Source organism: Sphingopyxis sp. 10G20-10 (genome assembly GCF_057365075.1).
The window spans coordinates 127,278-142,041 of the sequence record NZ_CP195117.1 but is presented as its reverse complement, the minus strand read 5'-3'; the positions used below and the strand labels follow the sequence as shown (position 1 = coordinate 142,041).

The following is a 14,764-nucleotide window of genomic DNA, read 5'->3' as shown; positions in this document are numbered from 1 at the left end:
CCTTCTGTTCCCCTCCCGCTTGCGGGAGGGGTTAGGGGTGGGCGCAAGCGGAGCGAGCGTCTGACGCAGAATAGCCCACCCCACTGCGACTAGCGAACATAGTTCGCAAGTCTCATTGCCCCTCCCGCTTGCGGGAGGGGAGCGCCATGGTCAAATCTCAACGGCTTCCAGCACGGCCGTCCGCAATTCGGCAATCCCCATTCCCTTTTCGGACGATGTTACGATCACCTCGGGATGGGCGGCGGGATGTTTGCGGGCTTCGGCGATGGTTTCGGCATGGACAGCCTCCAGCGCGCTGGCCTTGATCTTGTCGCCCTTGGTCAACACCATGTGATAGCTCACCGCAGCGGTATCGAGCATGGCCAGCACATCGCGGTCGACGTCTTTGATGCCGTGGCGGCTGTCGATCAGCACCAATGTGCGTTTCAGAACCTGCCGTCCGCGCAGATAGTCATTGATCAGAAAGCGCCATTTTTTGACCACATCCTTGGGCGCTTTGGCAAAGCCGTAGCCGGGCATGTCGACCAGCCGGAACAGCAGCGGCTCGCCAACCTCAAAATAGTTGAGCTCCTGCGTTCGCCCCGGCGTCACCGAGGTTCGCGCTAACCCATTCCGGTTGGTCAGCGCGTTGAGCAGCGAGGATTTGCCGACGTTCGAGCGCCCCGCAAAAGCGATTTCGGGCACCGTCGGCACCGGCAGATGTTCGAGTGCCGGGGCCGACTTCAGGAAAGAAATCGGCCCGGAGAACAGTTTGCGGGCGCGCTTTGCACGCTCAGTATCTGCGCTGTCGTCCGTCACTTCGCCGTCGCGTTCTTCAGCGCCGGATATTTGCTGTACAGCCACCGCTGCTGGGCAATGGTCAGGATGTTGCTGGTAATCCAGTAAACAAGCAGACCGGCGGCGAACGGCGCCATGATGAACATCATCATCCACGGCATGATCGAGAACACCTGTTTCTGTACCGGATCGGTCGGCGCGGGGTTCAGCCGGAATTGCAGGAACATGGTGACACCCAACAGCATCGCCAGCACCCCGATGCCCAGAAATGCGGGCGGAGTGAAATCGAGCAGGCCAAACAGGTTGAGCACATGCAAAGGATCGGGCGCGGACAAATCCTTGATCCACAGCACAAACGGCTGATGCCGCATTTCGATGGTCAGCATCAGCACCTTGTAGAGCGCGTAAAAGATGGGGATCTGCAGCACCATAGGCAGGCAGCCCATCAGCGGATTGATCTTCTCATCCTTATAGAGCTTCATCAATTCCTGCTGCTGTCGTGGTTTGTCGTCCTTATGCTTTTCCTGCAGCGCCTTCATTTTGGGCTGCATCACGCGCATTTGCGCCATCGAGTGAAACTGTTTTTGCGCAATCGGGAACATCGCACCGCGAATGATGAGTGTTAGCACCATGATCGCGAGGCCGAAGTTGCCGATCTGCCGGAACAGCCAGTCGAGCAGGCGGAATATCGGCTTTTCGAAAAATTCAAACCAGCCCCAATCAATCGCCTTGCTGAAATGGGTAATCTGGAACTTGTCCTGATATTCGGCGAGCAAATTGGTTTCTTTTGCACCGGCAAAAATCTGGCTGACTTCGGTGGCGGTTCCGCCCGCTGCGACAATCGTCGCGTCGCGGGTGAAATTGGTCTGGTATAGGTCGCCGTCACCATGCTTGATTTCGGCACTGGCCTTGGCCTTGCCTTCGGGAATGATCGCGGCGAGCCAATATTTGTCGGTAAAGCCGAGCCAGCGCGCATTGGCGAGTTTCACCAACTGACCGGGCGCCTTGGCGACATCGTCATAGTCCCAGTCATAATTGGCTTTGCCGTCGAACACGCCCATCGGGCCATTATGGTTGGTCCAACTGCTCTTTTCATGCGGGTCGGTCGGCGCGCCGAGGCGGTTGATATAGGCATAGGTGCCAATCTGGACCGGCGCCTCGCCGCCATTGCTCACCGATTGCTTGGCGGTGATCATATAATGTTCGTCGATGCTGTAATCGATGCGAAAGGTCTGGCCGGTCGGGTTGGTCCAGGTCAGCGCGACCGGCGTTTTTGGGGTCAGGGCCGGGCCACTGGCGGTCCAGAGTGTTTTGGTGTCGGGAACCGCAATGTCGCGGCCGGTCCAGCCAACAGCGGCGAAATAGGCCGACTTGGTGCCGCCGGGCGCGAACAGGCGCACGGGCGGCGAATCCTTGGCGATGGTCTGGCGATATTGGGTCAGCGTGATATCGTCGATTCGCGCGCCGATCAGGTTGATCGACCCTTCGACTTTGGGCGTGTCGATCGTGACCCGGTTGCCCTCGGCCAGCACGGCGGCGACGCTTTGGGTCGACTGTGCTTTGATGGCGGGCACGGCAGGCGCAGCGTCATTGCTGGCAGCAGTGGGCGGCGGCAGGCTGGTATCGCCGGTCGCGTTGGGTGCCGGAGCATTGGTCGCGGAGTCGCTCGCCCCGGCAACACTCTTCGTCACGTCGGGCTTATCAGGTGTAGGAAAATATCGCTCCGACAGGAAATTCCAGCTGAGCAATATGGCCACCGACAGCAAAATTGCGGCGATCAGGTTACGCTTGTCGTCCACGCTATTATGTCTCTCTTCACGTCAAATTTTGGGGATATATCGTGGCTAAGGCACCGGATCATGGCCATGCCCACCCCATGGGTGGCAGCGCAATAGCCGCTTTGTCGCCATCCAGCCACCCTTGATCGCGCCATATCGCTGGACCGCTGTAATCGCATAAGCACTGCACGAGGGTGAATAGCGGCAGCTGGGGGGCAGGATGCGCGATGGACCCCATTGCCAAGCGCGCGCGACCCATATCATCAGTTTCGCTATCATGGCGTTGCCGCAGCCTTTTGGGCGACCTTGCGCTGCGCCTTTGCCAGCGCTGTATCCAGCTGTTGGGCCAGGTCGGCAAAGACAATGTCATTGCCGCCCACGCGCCCGATGAGGACATGGTCGGCGCCGGCGATTCCCGAATCGGGCAGCGCGGCGCGGACCAGGGCGCGCAGGCGTCGTTTCATGCGGTTGCGGGCGACGGCGTTGCCGACCTTCTTGCTGACCGTATAGCCGATTCGCAGCATGTCATCGTCATCACCACGCGGGCGGACGAGCAGGACAAAGCCGGGCATGGGAAAACGCAGGCCGCGATTCGCAGCCAGAAAGTCGCTTCTTTTCGTCAAAATGCGCGGCGGCTGGGCCATTGCTGGCACCGGCACGCGCAGGGGCGTCAGGCTGACAGCTTCTGGCGGCCACGCGCACGGCGGTTGGCCAGAACCTTGCGGCCGCCAACGGTTGCCTTGCGGGCGCGGAAGCCGTGACGACGCTTGCGCACCAGGCGGCTCGGTTGAAAGGTACGCTTCATCGCGGTATCCCCAAATTCTCTTTAATCGTGACAACGAAAAAGGGCCGCCAATCGTCGGCGACCACCAATTGGGGCGCGAATAAGCGAGGCGCGGGCCAAAGTCAATCATCATCGGGGCTCCGATCCGCCGGATTTTTGCCCGTGGGATTGTTGGTCGTGGACGCCAGCGCCTCGCGCTCGCGCCGCCGCGCCGCACTGTTGCGCCGCATAATTCGATCGGTCCAGTCGGCATAGCGCGGGTAACGACGCTTGAGCCGCGCATAGCGGCGTTTGGCCCATTTGCTGTTCTGTAGGCAAAGCGCCATTCCTGCGGGGAAAAGAATGATAAAACCGGGGCCAGGCAAGGGTCCGACAATCGGCGCGAGAATCATCAGAAGCACCCCCAGCGCAAACAGCGCCGTCCGCATATGTGCGGATTGACGAAGGCGTTGGTATAGGCCGGGTTTTGCCATAGCCCCTCATGTGGGGACAGATGAGGCGTGTCGCAAGCATAAGGCAGCTTGATGGGTCAAACTTTGCGGTCGCGCGCCGATGAAAGCGATTAGTTGAGTGTCACGAATCGCGCCATATCATCGCGGCTGAGATAGCGAACATCATCAAAGGGGGTGCTGTTGGTCAGCGCGTAAAAGGCCTGCGCCTTTGCGGGGTCGAGGCCCATCTCCTGATAATAGCTCAGATATTCGGTATGGACGGGGTCGTTTGCGGGATAATCATTGGCTTCATAGCCATTTTCATCCTGCCAGCTGTGGACCCCGAATTCGGCGTCGGAGGCGGCGCTGCGTTTGACCCCAGCGAGGAACAGCTCGACCGCACCCGAGCGGACCGATCCGCCCTGCGGCACCACGGTTTCCATGCCCGCACGGCGAATCGCGCGCGCAAGAATCAGATTCGCCTCTTCGTCGAGGCTGCCGGGGCAATCGACCATCTCGATCCGGTGAAGATGCGGATAGGCGGCAAGCATCGCGGCAAAGGCGCGCGGGGTTGACCCGTCGACATCGCCCGCCATTCGAACCGTCTGGTCATCGATCACCGCAAAAGGCCCGAATCGCGCCTTGGCCCTGCCCAGCGTCGCCAGCGACGCACTCGGCGCATAGCGGCGAGTTGCCGCGAGGTCCGTGTCCTCTTCTGCCAATGTTGCGTCGTCGAGCAAGGCCTCATTATCGAAATCGGTAACGTCACCGCCGTCATCCTCGACCCAGCTGACCGTCGTCGTGACGGTGATGCTGGTGACGACAGGCTGCTCGGCGCGCGCGGGCGCGAACGCCAGCGTTGCCGCGATCAACGCGACACATAGCGAGCGGAGGAGAGCAAAAGGCTGCACCATGCCCCCGCCCTGACGCGCGCGCGCCTTTCAAATCGCAAAGAGGCAGCGTCAGCGCGGCGTTAACCGCAATATGGGACATCGCAAGGCGGTCAGCTTTCGCACAAGGCTTTCAGTTGCTCGGCAACTGCCGCCCAACCGTCATTAAAGCCCATTTGCTCATGCTGTTCGCGGGCTTCGTCCGTCCAGTGGCGCGCCCAGCCAGTGTAGCGGGTGCCATCATCCTCGGCCGCAATCTCCCAGCCGCCGATCATGAACGCTGTGCTGGGTAGGAGCGAACCATCACCGCCGCGCATCACTGCATCGGTCGAGACAAAGCGAACGCCGGGCGTGACCTCCAGGAAAATACCATCGCTGGGATGCGATTCGCCGTCGGGGCCGTGCATCGTCATCGCGCAGCGCCCGCCGGTACGCCAATCCTGAGCGACAATTTCGGTCGTCCATGGTTTGGGACACCACCATTCGGTGATCCGTGTCGTCATCACCTCCCACACTTTGGCGGGCGGTGCAGCGATGTGGATACTGACCTTCAACTCGCGAGGGTCTGGGGAGGGGGTCGTCATAGCTTTTTTCCTATTGATGCTATTCAATCGCGGTCGGGTGCGCCCAGCGGGAACAGGGCGCGATAGGGGCGGGCTTCTTCGATGCAGCGGGCAACCGATGGCCGTGCCAATAATCGAGCGCGATAGGCGCGCAGAGTGGCATGGTCTGGCGCTATGCGGTGCACCCAGTCGGCATAGAAAAGCGACGGAGCGGCGGCGCAATCGGCTAGCGAGAAACCCGTCGGTGCGGCCCACTCGCGTCCTTCCAATTCCGTATTGAGCCAGCCATAGATGGTCTCAAGTGCGGCTTTGGCTTGCTCGACAATGGCTGCGACATGGCCGTCGGGACCCCGAATTGCGTCGACCACCACAGCCTGCACTGGCGTCATAACATGATTGTCGAATATCCGGTCCCAGTGGCGCACCGCCAGCGCCGCATCTGGATCCGCCGAAATCAGGCGCGGCTCTTGCGGATAGTGCAGATTCAAATATTCGATAATGCTCGTTGATTCGAACACGGCCTTTTCGCCATCGATCAGCAGTGGAAATTTGCCGATGGGCCAATGAGCATGCAGCTGCTCGCCATTGTCGGGATGGTCGGGATCAAGAATGCGGTCTTCGAAAGCGAGCCGTTTTTCATAGAACGCGATCTTTGCCTTCCACGTGTAGGAGGAAAAGGGGTGGCCATAGAGCAACATCATATGTCCCCCCGCCGTGCCGCTTCGATGGCGGCGATGTCGATTTTGCGCATGGTCATCATGGCATCAAAGGCGCGTTTACGGACGGCCGGATCGGGATCGGCCATCGCTTCGGTGAGTGCGCGCGGTGTGATCTGCCACGACAGACCCCATTTATCCTTGCACCAACCGCACGCGCTTTCTTCGCCGCCATGGCCGACTATGGCGTCCCAGTAGCGATCTGTTTCCTCTTGGGTGTCGGTGTGGACCTGAAAGGAAAAGGCCTCGCTATGCGGAAAGGCTGGCCCACCGTTGAGGCCGAGGCAGGCATGGCCTAGCACGGTGAATTCCACGGTCAGCACATCACCCTTTTTGCCCGAAGGGAAATCGCCTGGTGCGCGCTGGACCGTGCCGACCGCGCTGTCGGGGAAGGTGGCGGCATAGAAGGTCGCGGCCTCCTCGGCGGTGCCGTCATACCAAAGGCAAAGCGTCGCGGCGGTCATCAGCCTTCTCCTTTTCGGCTTGCTATTTGCGCGGGCCGACGAGCGCGAAGGCGGCGCCTTGCGGGTCCATCGCATTGACCGAAAACTCGCCGCCGGGGATCTCGTCGGGACCGCGCAAGACCTGTCCGCCTTCGGCCTTGACCGTTGCGATGGCGACGTCGATGTCGGGGACCCGGGCGTAGTAGGACCATAAGGATACCGGAATTTCGGGCGGTTTGGGCATGACCGCGCCAATCATGCCCGGACCATGATGGAAAAAGCGATATTTGCCTATCGGACCCATGTCCATGTCGCCTTCCTGCCTCCATCCGAACAGGCCGGTGTAAAAGGCGATAGCAGAGTCTGGGTCTGACGTTGCCAGCTCATTCCACGCCCAATGCCCGTCCTTGGGCTCGGTGGCGGCAAAGGCTGTGCTGTCTTGGTCGGACGCGCCGCGCATCACATAAAAGGGCGCACCTTGGGCGTCGGTGACCATCGCGATCCGCCCCACGCCTGGGATGTCACTTGCGGGCATCTGTTCGGCGCCGCCTGCTTTGACGATGGCCGCAACGCTTTCGTCGACATCATCGACACCGATATAGCCGAGCCAGATTGGCCGCGCGCCGGCAGTCGCCATGTCGGCGCTAATCGGCATCATCCCGCCCACGCCCTCGCTGTCGGCATTGATGATGCGGTAATCCATGCCCGGCTGGCCGCTGTCGCTAAAGGACCAGCCGACGACCTTACCATAAAATGCCTGCGCGGCATCGGCGTCGCTGGTCAGCAATTCGTACCAGATGAAACTTCCATGGGGGTTGGCCATTGCCTTATCCTTTCAATTCGACGACCGGGGCAAAGCCGCCGTAAATCATCCGCTTGCCATCGAACGGCATCGGGTTTTTGGCCGGGTCCATGCGCGGATCGGGGTTTTCGGGGTCCATCATTTTGGCCATTCCAGCATCACGTGTCGCCTTGTCGGGCCATTCGATCCAGCTGAATACGACGGTTTCATCATCCTTGGCTGCGACTGCCTTTCGGAAATCTGTGACGTTGCCATCGGGGACATCATCGGCCCAGCATTCCAGCACACGCGTCGCGCCATAGTCGATAAACATGCCATCGCTGGCATTGGCATGGTCGATGAATTTCTGTTTGTTCGCGGTGGGCACCGCGATGACGAATCCGTCAATATAGCTCATCGTCTCTCTCCTTTTGATGGTCAGGCCGTTTTCGGCTCGTTTTCGGCATAGGTCGCCATTTGCGTGGCCAATGCGCGCTGGAACGCCGGTCGCTCTTCACAACGCGCGACATAGGCGGCGAGTGCCGGACGACTGGGGATTAAATCGGTGGAACGGGGGATTCGCAGGATTGTCGCCATGGCGATGTCGGCGATGCTGAAATCATCGACCAGATAGTCGCGGTCACCCAGCGCATTGACCAAGCGGTCGAGCCTTTGTCCGGCAAATTCCAGCAAGCTGGCGCGGCGCAGCTTGGCCCATTCTTCATCCTTCGCGAAGATGTCGATGGTCGCGAATTGCATCATCATGGGTTCAATGCTGTTGAACGCGCCGAGCAGCCAACTGGTAACGCGCAGCCGCGCCTGTTCGTCGGTCGGAAGCAGCCTCGCATCCTTGCCTCCAAGGTGCAGCAGGATCGCGCCGCTTTCAAAGATATGCAGGTCGCCATCGGTCATAACCGGCACCTGGCCCCAGGGCTGTTCGCGATAATAGGTGTCGGGACGCGGATCGAGCGCGCTGAATAATCGCTCGCGATAGGGCAGGCCCAGCTCTTCGAGCGCCCAGCGCGGGCGCAGGTCGCGGACCTGTCCTTTCGCAAAGTCGGGCACCCATTTGAAACCGGTGACTTCGATGGTGGCGGCGGGATCAACAGGCATGGGCGTTACTCCTTTTTCCCTTTGAGCATGGCGACAATGGCCATGGCGTGACCATGACCGAGGTCGAAATCGGACTTGAGCCAGTCGATGACCTGTCCGGCCTTGACGCCCGGCGCGAGCCCCGATGGGTCTGTCAGGCCCTTTGTTTCAGCCATCACTTTGAAATCGGCAGGCGATTTTCCCGTCTTGGTTTCTATGTTGTCGAGATAGGCCTGAAAGCTCATGCCGCGATCTCGGGCGCTTCAGTGTCGCCGTTCGCAACGGCGGGGTCCATCCAGAATGATTCCCAGACATGGCCGTCGGGATCGGCAAAGCTGCGGCTCATCATAAAGCCATGATCCTGAGCCGGATTAATGTCAGCGGTGCCACCGTTCGCGCCCGCAATGTCTGTCATTGTGTCGACCGCGTCGCGGTTGTCGCATGTCACCGCCAACATAACCTCACTTGATCCCGTATCGGGGATGGGGCGCTGGGTGAAACTTGCCCATTTGTCGTGAGTCAGCAGCATGACGAAGATCGAATCGGTGAGTATCATGCAGGCGGCGGTATCATCGGTGAAGCGCGGTTCATTGGTGAAGCCGAGGGCGCTGTAAAAAGCCATGGCGCGCGGCAGGTCGGTGACGGGCAGGTTGACAAAAATCATACGGGACATGGCGCGGGCTCCTGTGCTTGCGCGTTGAATAAAAGGGTGAAGTAACGTTTCAGATGCGCGACGCTGGTCTTGGCAGCCGCCGCCCCCCCGCCCATTTTGGCGAGGATGAAGCTGCCCTGCAGCACCGCCTGGATGTGCAGCGACAGACCGGCAGGGTCGATGTCGTCGCGCCCGGCTTCGGCGAGTGCTTCGGCTATGTCGGCGGTGAGTTTGGACGCGTTACCGCTGATGCTCGCTTCGCAGGCGGCGCGGATGGCTTCGCTGGTCTGAAACGCCTCTTGGACCATCGTGCCCGCGACACAGCTGAATTGCTGTGGCTCGCCGGCAAGGAGAGCGTGGCGCAGGTCAATATAGCCGAGCACGCGCTCGCGCGCTGTGGGAAGCTGGCGATAGGGGGCATCGTCGAAAAAGCTGCCGGTGCAGCTTGTCCAATAATCGGCGGCGGCAACGCCGAGCGCCTCTTTGCTAGCGAAATGATGAAAGAAGGCGCCCTTGGTCACACCCGCTTCGGCGCACAATGCGTCGACCGAGGTGCCAGCAAAACCCTGCGCGCGGACCAGCTTTACGGCGGCTTCGAGCAATTTGTCGCGAGCCGTGACCGGAGTTGGGCGAAAGGGGCGATTCGGGATCATGAGAGCCAACATACCGACTAGTTGGTATGTTGGCAAGTAAGGCCTTTAGCATTGGTGCGGGCCGCTGACGAACGCGTCCGGAAAAAGACTCGACCTTTCACGCACTTGGTGGCTAAAGGGAAGTGGAACAAAGCAGGCACAAGCTGCAAAGCCTGCGAAAGCATGTGGGGGCATTCATGGTCGCGATCGTTTCCAGTGTCGCTTATCTCGGGCTCGAAGCGCGCGGGATCGAGGTGCAATGCCAGATTGCGCCCGGTATGCCGCACTTCACCGTCGTCGGCCTGCCCGACAAGGCGGTCGGCGAAAGTCGCGAGCGGGTGCGCGCAGCGCTGGCGGCGATTGGCTTGTCGCTGCCGCCCAAACGCATCACCGTCAACCTGTCGCCCGCCGACTTGCCCAAGGAAGGCTCGCATTATGACCTTCCCATCGCGCTCGCGCTGCTCGGTGCGATGGGGGTGGTCGATGCCGAAACGCTGGCGAGCTATGTCGTGGTGGGCGAACTGGGCCTCGATGGCCGCGTCGCGCCTTCACCCGGCGTGCTGCTCGCCGCGCTCCATGCCGGTAGTCAGGATTGCGGACTCGTCTGTCCGGTCGCGCAGGGGCCAGAGGCGGCGTGGGCGGGCAATGTCGAAGTGCTCGCTGCGCCCGACCTTTTGTCGTTGCTCAATCATTTCAAGGGGACGGCGCTGTTGGCACCGCCCAAACCCGGCGAGGTCGAAGAATCGCGCCGCATGGCCGATCTGTCGCAGGTGAAAGGGCAGGAGGTCGCCAAGCGCGCGCTGGAGATTGCGGCGGCCGGCGGACATAATCTGTTGATGGTCGGGCCACCGGGCGCGGGCAAGTCGCTGATGGCCGCGTGCCTTCCGGGCATACTCCCCGATTTGAATCCGGGCGAGGCGCTGGAGGTGTCGATGATCGCTTCGGTGGCGGGACAGTTGGAGGGCGGACGGCTGGTCCGCGCCCGACCGTTCCGTTCACCCCACCATTCGGCGTCGATGCCCGCGCTCGTCGGCGGCGGTCTGCGGGTGCGGCCGGGCGAAGTCAGCCTTGCCCATCTCGGTGTATTGTTTCTCGACGAACTCCCCGAATTTCAACGCACCGTGCTCGACAGCCTGCGCCAGCCGCTGGAGACCGGAGAGGTCAGTGTCGCGCGCGCCAACGCGCATGTCACTTTCCCCGCGCGGGTCCAGATGATCGCGGCGATGAATCCGTGCCGATGCGGCCATCTGGGCGATCCCGCGCTGGCGTGCAGCCGCGCCCCGCGCTGTGCCGCCGATTATCAGGCCAAGGTTTCGGGCCCGCTGCTCGACCGTATCGACCTTCATGTCGAAGTCGAGGCGGTGAGCGCCGCCGACCTCATTCTCCCGCCCCCCGCCGAGGGCAGCGCCGAGGTTGCCGCGCGCGTGGCGGCAGCACGCGACCGTCAGACCGCGCGATACGCTGACCACAAGGCCCGGACCAATGCCGAGATCGATGGCGAACTGTTAGAGGCAGTCGCCACACCCGATGAGGCAGGGCGTAAATTGCTCACGCAGGCCGCCGAAGCGATGAGGCTATCGGCGCGCGGCTACACGCGGATATTGCGGGTGGCGCGGACGATTGCTGACCTCGCAGGTGCAGACGCCATCACCCGCATCCACTTGGCGGAAGCACTTAGCTATCGGAGGCAAGCGCCGCGGAATTGACGCCATAAAAATATGGGTGACAGGCTGCTGCTATGGCCGATTATGCGTCTAGTTCGGCTTGAGGAATATTAGTCTGAAATCATCACGCTCTACTTCGGCAAGGCTGTGCTGGGTGAAGGTTAGTTGGCCGTCATCGGGATGGTTGAATCTCCGCACGCCTCCCTCTGGGGCGACCACCGACTGGCGCTCCCAGCCAGTACGGAACAGCACACTATGTTCGCGCAACCACTCGACACCGGCTTTTACCCGCGGGTCGGCCAATGCGCGGCTATAATCGCGGCGAAATTCGGCAAGCAGGCGCAAGGCACGGGTTTCCCAGTCCGGCAAAAGTGTCTGAGCTGAGGGGTGGGTGAAGGTGTAAACCAGAAGATTGGGAGTGGTATCATCGCCCGTTTCCCCATCGAACAGACCGGCAAATAAATGGCGCGCCGCCTTGTTGGCGCAACATATTGTCCACGCCGGATCAAGCCCATATGCGGGCCAAGGCAAGGCATCGACAATCGCAGCGATTGCATCGGGGGCGTGGTGTGTGGCTGATGCGAACGGATCAGCCGGATCATGACGTCCAGCGAGCCGGAACAAATAGACGCGTTCGGCCCGCGTGAGGCACAGGCCGTTGGCGAGACGAGCCAAGGTTTCAGCTGACGGGTGGACCTCGCGCCCCTGTTCGATCCACGCCACCCACGTCGTACCGATACCAGCGCGGGATGCGAGTTCTTCGCGCCGCAAGCCTGGGGTGCGACGGCGGCGACCCGGCGTATCGGGCGTGATGCTCTCACGGCGCGCCCGCACAAATGCACCCAGCATATTACGTTGTTCGTCATCCTGCATAGGCAAGCTTATAACAGGATAAGTTTATCCATTGTAATAGGGTAAATAATGGCAAAGATTGCGGGTAAGGAGATTGCCATGACCAACAATCACGACCAGTTGGTGCAACGCCAGTTCGGTGCCACCGCCGCCGATTATGTCACCAGCGCCGTTCATGCTGCGGGTGCGGATTTGGACCAGATTGCGGTCCTCGCAAAATCTGCCCAGCCTGCTCATGCGCTGGATCTGGGCGCGGGAGGCGGTCATGTCAGCTATGCAATCGCACCCTTCGCTCAACACGTAACCGCTTGTGACCTGTCGCCCGACATGCTGACGGCGATTGCGGGCGAAGCCGAACAGCGCGGCATTCCCAATATAGCGACCTGCGCTGGAGCGGCTGAAGCGCTGCCGTTCGACGCCGACAGCTTCGATTTTCTGGCCTGCCGTTTTTCCGCGCACCACTGGCGCGATGTGGAATCGGGGCTGCGCGAGGCGCGGCGAGTGTTGCGCGCCGGTTCACCAGCAATTTTTGTTGATGTTGTCGCTCCACATGACGCAGCCGCTGATACACATCTGCAAACGGTGGAATTGCTGCGCGATCCTTCGCATGTCCGCGACTATACGCCGCAGGAATGGATGGCGATGCTAGAGCGGTCCGGCTTTGCCGTTCAGGGCGTTACGCGGGCAAGACTGCGCATGGATTTTGCCATCTGGACGGCGCGGATGCGGACACCCGCAGAGCATAGGGTGGCCATCCGGTCGTTGCAGACCATGGCTCAATCAGAAGTGGCGCAGCATTTCGCAATTGAGGCGGACGGTTCTTTCACCATCGACACATTAGTTATCGAGGCAGGGTAGCGGTCAGACCCCCAGCGACGTCGTTTTGACTGCTACCGGTTCGGGGCCGCCCGTCTGCGCGACCAGTTTGGGGCCGCCAGCGCCGTGGCGACGGTGGGTGAGTTTGCCTTCGACCTTGGCACCATTTTCGATGGTGATATTTTCATAGGCGACATCGCCGGTGATCCGCGCGCTGGTGTGGATGATCAGCGTTTTGGCGTCGATGGATCCGTCGACGAGGCCCGCCATCTTGGCGCTTTCGGCGACGACGGCACCCTTGATCTCGCTGGCTTCACCCTGCACCAGATTGGCGCATTTCAGGTCGCCTTCGATCTTGCCATCGACGTGCAGATCGACGGTGGCGACGATGTTGCCGGTGACGACAACGTCCGATCCGAGGATCGAAAAAGTGGTATGGCGGGCGCCCGTAGCCATTTTAGCGGGCGGCTGCGAGGGCGAGGGCGCCGACTCGTTGGCGGGCGACGGCTTTGACTTTGAGAACATCAGCTTTAGCCTCCAAAAAGCGGCGCGGGTTTACCGGTACGCCGTTCAAACGAACTTCAAAATGCAGGTGACTGCCAGTCGAGCGACCCGTCGACCCCATTTTGGCGATCTGTTCACCCGCAGCAACCTTGCTGCCGACCTTTGTCGTGAAGCCGGACAAGTGAGCATAGCGGGTCAATATGCCCTGCCCATGATCAACCTCGACAACATTGCCATAGCCCGAACGCTGGCCGACAAAGACGACTTTGCCGGGCGCCGCCGCAAGGATGGGGGTGCCGATGGGGCCGCGAAAATCGATTCCCGCATGCATCGCGAGGCGTCCGTTAAACGGGTCGCGGCGAAAACCAAAGTTCGATGTCTTCATCAGCACATTGGCGGGGTTGCCTGACGGAATGGCGACCAATGTGCGTTCGAGCGCTTCCATACGGAATAGCGCCTTTTCAAGCGCACTGAAGGTCGGAGGCATCACCGTGCTGGCATCGCGGCGACCGCGATAAGGGATGAAGGGGCCACCTCGACCGCTCGCGGCATTGGCAACGATTTTGCCCGGATCGAACCCCAGCTTGGCGACCGCCTGTTCGGCCTTGCTCGCACGGGCATTGACGGCGACGAGTAGGCGGCGGGCAAAGCTTTCCTGCTGCACTTCCAGTTGCGCCAATTTACGGGCTTCGACTGGCAGCCCAGAGGTTGTGCTGGCGTCGCTGACGACCTTTTCCGAGGTGGATCTGTCGGCGGCGGTTGTTTTTTTTGCCGGGTCAGCCACGACAGCATTAACCGGGACCAGATGTTCGCCGACCATTTCCTCCAGCTGCGCTTGCCGCGCGGCGAGGTCAGCGGCGGTTTCTGCGATGCGACCGCGATATTTGGCGACATTGGCTTCGGATTTGGCGACGGCGGCCTGTTGGCGGGTGAGTTCGATACGTTCGCCAGCGGTCAGCGCCTGATTGACCAGCATCGCAGCTGTTACGGCGGCCCACGCCAGCACAACCGCGCCGACGATCATCGCAACGCGCTTTTGCCACACAGCGCTAACGTGCAGGAAACGGACCTGTCCGTGCGTGCGAACAAAGATTTCATGATCCTGAAACAGGGCGCCAATACGATCGCGCCACTGGCTCAGGCCAGTCGATTCGGATGGCAATTTACGACCCCATATGTTTTTTTGCTGGAGCCTCTCCGCCCCGGATGAACGCCATGTATCAGGGCTTTTGTCAGGCGGCGAATCTTTGCGCCGCGAGTCGGGGTGAATCGAAGGCAGGATGCGGTGAAACGTGGAACCTCACCAAAATGGGCCTTATTTGCGCGCGAATCACTGTTTATCGTTGACGGCTTGCTTACCATTTCTTGCTAGCGACAGGGCGTGAACCA

The 14,764-nt window shown here is 60.9% G+C and carries 21 protein-coding genes; 2 read left to right on the top strand and 19 right to left on the bottom strand.

The features are described from left to right. Positions 1-150: 150 nt before the first annotated feature. The 16 genes from yihA to ACR3XE_RS00605 all read right to left on the bottom strand — a co-directional run bounded on the left by yihA (position 151) and on the right by ACR3XE_RS00605 (position 9,560). Positions 151-798: a ribosome biogenesis GTP-binding protein YihA/YsxC gene (gene yihA, locus ACR3XE_RS00680; RefSeq protein WP_473699471.1), complete on the bottom strand. Its 648-nt coding sequence runs from the start codon at positions 796-798 to the stop codon at positions 151-153. Then, on the bottom strand, positions 795-2,576 hold the full coding sequence (yidC, locus tag ACR3XE_RS00675) for a membrane protein insertase YidC (protein ID WP_486185836.1): 1,782 nt from the start codon (positions 2,574-2,576) through the stop codon (positions 795-797). Before yidC ends, yihA begins: the two co-directional genes overlap by 4 nt. 45 nt (positions 2,577-2,621) lie before the next feature. Beyond that, positions 2,622-2,834 (bottom strand): membrane protein insertion efficiency factor YidD, encoded by a 213-nt coding sequence (gene yidD, locus ACR3XE_RS00670; protein WP_473699472.1) that lies wholly within the window; start codon positions 2,832-2,834, stop codon positions 2,622-2,624. Then, positions 2,831-3,178, bottom strand: coding sequence for a ribonuclease P protein component (gene rnpA, locus ACR3XE_RS00665; RefSeq protein WP_473699473.1), 348 nt, complete (start codon positions 3,176-3,178; stop codon positions 2,831-2,833). Before rnpA ends, yidD begins: the two co-directional genes overlap by 4 nt. Positions 3,179-3,225: 47 nt before the next feature. Beyond that, complete coding sequence (gene rpmH, locus ACR3XE_RS00660; protein ID WP_473699474.1) at positions 3,226-3,360, bottom strand: 50S ribosomal protein L34; 135 nt, start codon at positions 3,358-3,360, stop codon at positions 3,226-3,228. A 101-nt stretch (positions 3,361-3,461) separates the two neighbouring features. Then, complete coding sequence (locus tag ACR3XE_RS00655) at positions 3,462-3,812, bottom strand: PGPGW domain-containing protein (RefSeq protein ID WP_473699475.1); 351 nt, start codon at positions 3,810-3,812, stop codon at positions 3,462-3,464. A gap of 89 nt (positions 3,813-3,901) precedes the next feature. Further along, on the bottom strand, positions 3,902-4,684 hold the full coding sequence (locus ACR3XE_RS00650) for an alpha/beta hydrolase (protein ID WP_473699476.1): 783 nt from the start codon (positions 4,682-4,684) through the stop codon (positions 3,902-3,904). A gap of 89 nt (positions 4,685-4,773) precedes the next feature. Further along, positions 4,774-5,244 (bottom strand): SRPBCC domain-containing protein, encoded by a 471-nt coding sequence (locus tag ACR3XE_RS00645; RefSeq protein ID WP_486185835.1) that lies wholly within the window; start codon positions 5,242-5,244, stop codon positions 4,774-4,776. 23 nt (positions 5,245-5,267) lie between these two features. Then, positions 5,268-5,921 (bottom strand): glutathione S-transferase family protein, encoded by a 654-nt coding sequence (locus tag ACR3XE_RS00640; protein ID WP_486186032.1) that lies wholly within the window; start codon positions 5,919-5,921, stop codon positions 5,268-5,270. Next, complete coding sequence (locus tag ACR3XE_RS00635; protein ID WP_473699479.1) at positions 5,921-6,403, bottom strand: VOC family protein; 483 nt, start codon at positions 6,401-6,403, stop codon at positions 5,921-5,923. The genes ACR3XE_RS00640 and ACR3XE_RS00635 overlap by 1 nt, the downstream gene beginning before the upstream one ends. Before the next feature lie 22 nt (positions 6,404-6,425). After that, positions 6,426-7,205, bottom strand: coding sequence for a VOC family protein (locus tag ACR3XE_RS00630; protein WP_473699480.1), 780 nt, complete (start codon positions 7,203-7,205; stop codon positions 6,426-6,428). A gap of 4 nt (positions 7,206-7,209) precedes the next feature. Further along, positions 7,210-7,581 carry a DUF1428 domain-containing protein gene (locus tag ACR3XE_RS00625; RefSeq protein WP_473699481.1) on the bottom strand — a complete coding sequence of 124 codons (372 nt, stop codon included), beginning with the start codon at positions 7,579-7,581 and terminating at the stop codon, positions 7,210-7,212. A gap of 20 nt (positions 7,582-7,601) precedes the next feature. Continuing rightward, positions 7,602-8,276, bottom strand: a complete 675-nt coding sequence (locus tag ACR3XE_RS00620) for a glutathione S-transferase family protein (RefSeq protein WP_486185834.1) — start codon at positions 8,274-8,276, stop codon at positions 7,602-7,604. A gap of 5 nt (positions 8,277-8,281) precedes the next feature. Beyond that, positions 8,282-8,500, bottom strand: coding sequence for a DUF4287 domain-containing protein (locus ACR3XE_RS00615; RefSeq protein ID WP_473699483.1), 219 nt, complete (start codon positions 8,498-8,500; stop codon positions 8,282-8,284). Beyond that, entirely contained in the window at positions 8,497-8,928 is a 432-nt protein-coding gene (locus tag ACR3XE_RS00610; RefSeq protein ID WP_473699484.1) for a VOC family protein, read from the bottom strand. The genes ACR3XE_RS00615 and ACR3XE_RS00610 overlap by 4 nt, the downstream gene beginning before the upstream one ends. After that, on the bottom strand, positions 8,916-9,560 hold the full coding sequence (locus ACR3XE_RS00605; RefSeq protein ID WP_473699485.1) for a TetR/AcrR family transcriptional regulator: 645 nt from the start codon (positions 9,558-9,560) through the stop codon (positions 8,916-8,918). The genes ACR3XE_RS00610 and ACR3XE_RS00605 overlap by 13 nt, the downstream gene beginning before the upstream one ends. A 176-nt stretch (positions 9,561-9,736) precedes the next feature. Between ACR3XE_RS00605 and ACR3XE_RS00600 the strand changes: the two genes are divergently transcribed. Then, positions 9,737-11,245 (top strand): YifB family Mg chelatase-like AAA ATPase, encoded by a 1,509-nt coding sequence (locus tag ACR3XE_RS00600; protein WP_473699486.1) that lies wholly within the window; start codon positions 9,737-9,739, stop codon positions 11,243-11,245. Positions 11,246-11,293: 48 nt separating this feature from the next. Here the strand turns inward: ACR3XE_RS00600 and ACR3XE_RS00595 are convergent, their stop codons facing one another. Beyond that, the gene (locus tag ACR3XE_RS00595) at positions 11,294-12,076 is read right to left on the bottom strand and encodes a helix-turn-helix transcriptional regulator (protein ID WP_486185833.1); all 783 of its coding nucleotides are present in this window, start codon (positions 12,074-12,076) and stop codon (positions 11,294-11,296) included. A 78-nt stretch (positions 12,077-12,154) separates the two neighbouring features. Here ACR3XE_RS00595 and ACR3XE_RS00590 point away from each other — a divergent pair, with 78 nt between their 5' ends. Then, on the top strand, positions 12,155-12,913 hold the full coding sequence (locus ACR3XE_RS00590) for a class I SAM-dependent methyltransferase (protein ID WP_473699488.1): 759 nt from the start codon (positions 12,155-12,157) through the stop codon (positions 12,911-12,913). 3 nt (positions 12,914-12,916) lie between these two features. Here the strand turns inward: ACR3XE_RS00590 and ACR3XE_RS00585 are convergent, their stop codons facing one another. Both ACR3XE_RS00585 and ACR3XE_RS00580 read right to left on the bottom strand, forming a co-directional pair. Next, positions 12,917-13,327 (bottom strand): bactofilin family protein, encoded by a 411-nt coding sequence (locus tag ACR3XE_RS00585; RefSeq protein ID WP_473699489.1) that lies wholly within the window; start codon positions 13,325-13,327, stop codon positions 12,917-12,919. A 1-nt stretch (position 13,328) separates the two neighbouring features. Beyond that, positions 13,329-14,537 (bottom strand): peptidoglycan DD-metalloendopeptidase family protein, encoded by a 1,209-nt coding sequence (locus tag ACR3XE_RS00580; RefSeq protein WP_473699490.1) that lies wholly within the window; start codon positions 14,535-14,537, stop codon positions 13,329-13,331. Positions 14,538-14,764 lie beyond the last annotated feature (227 nt).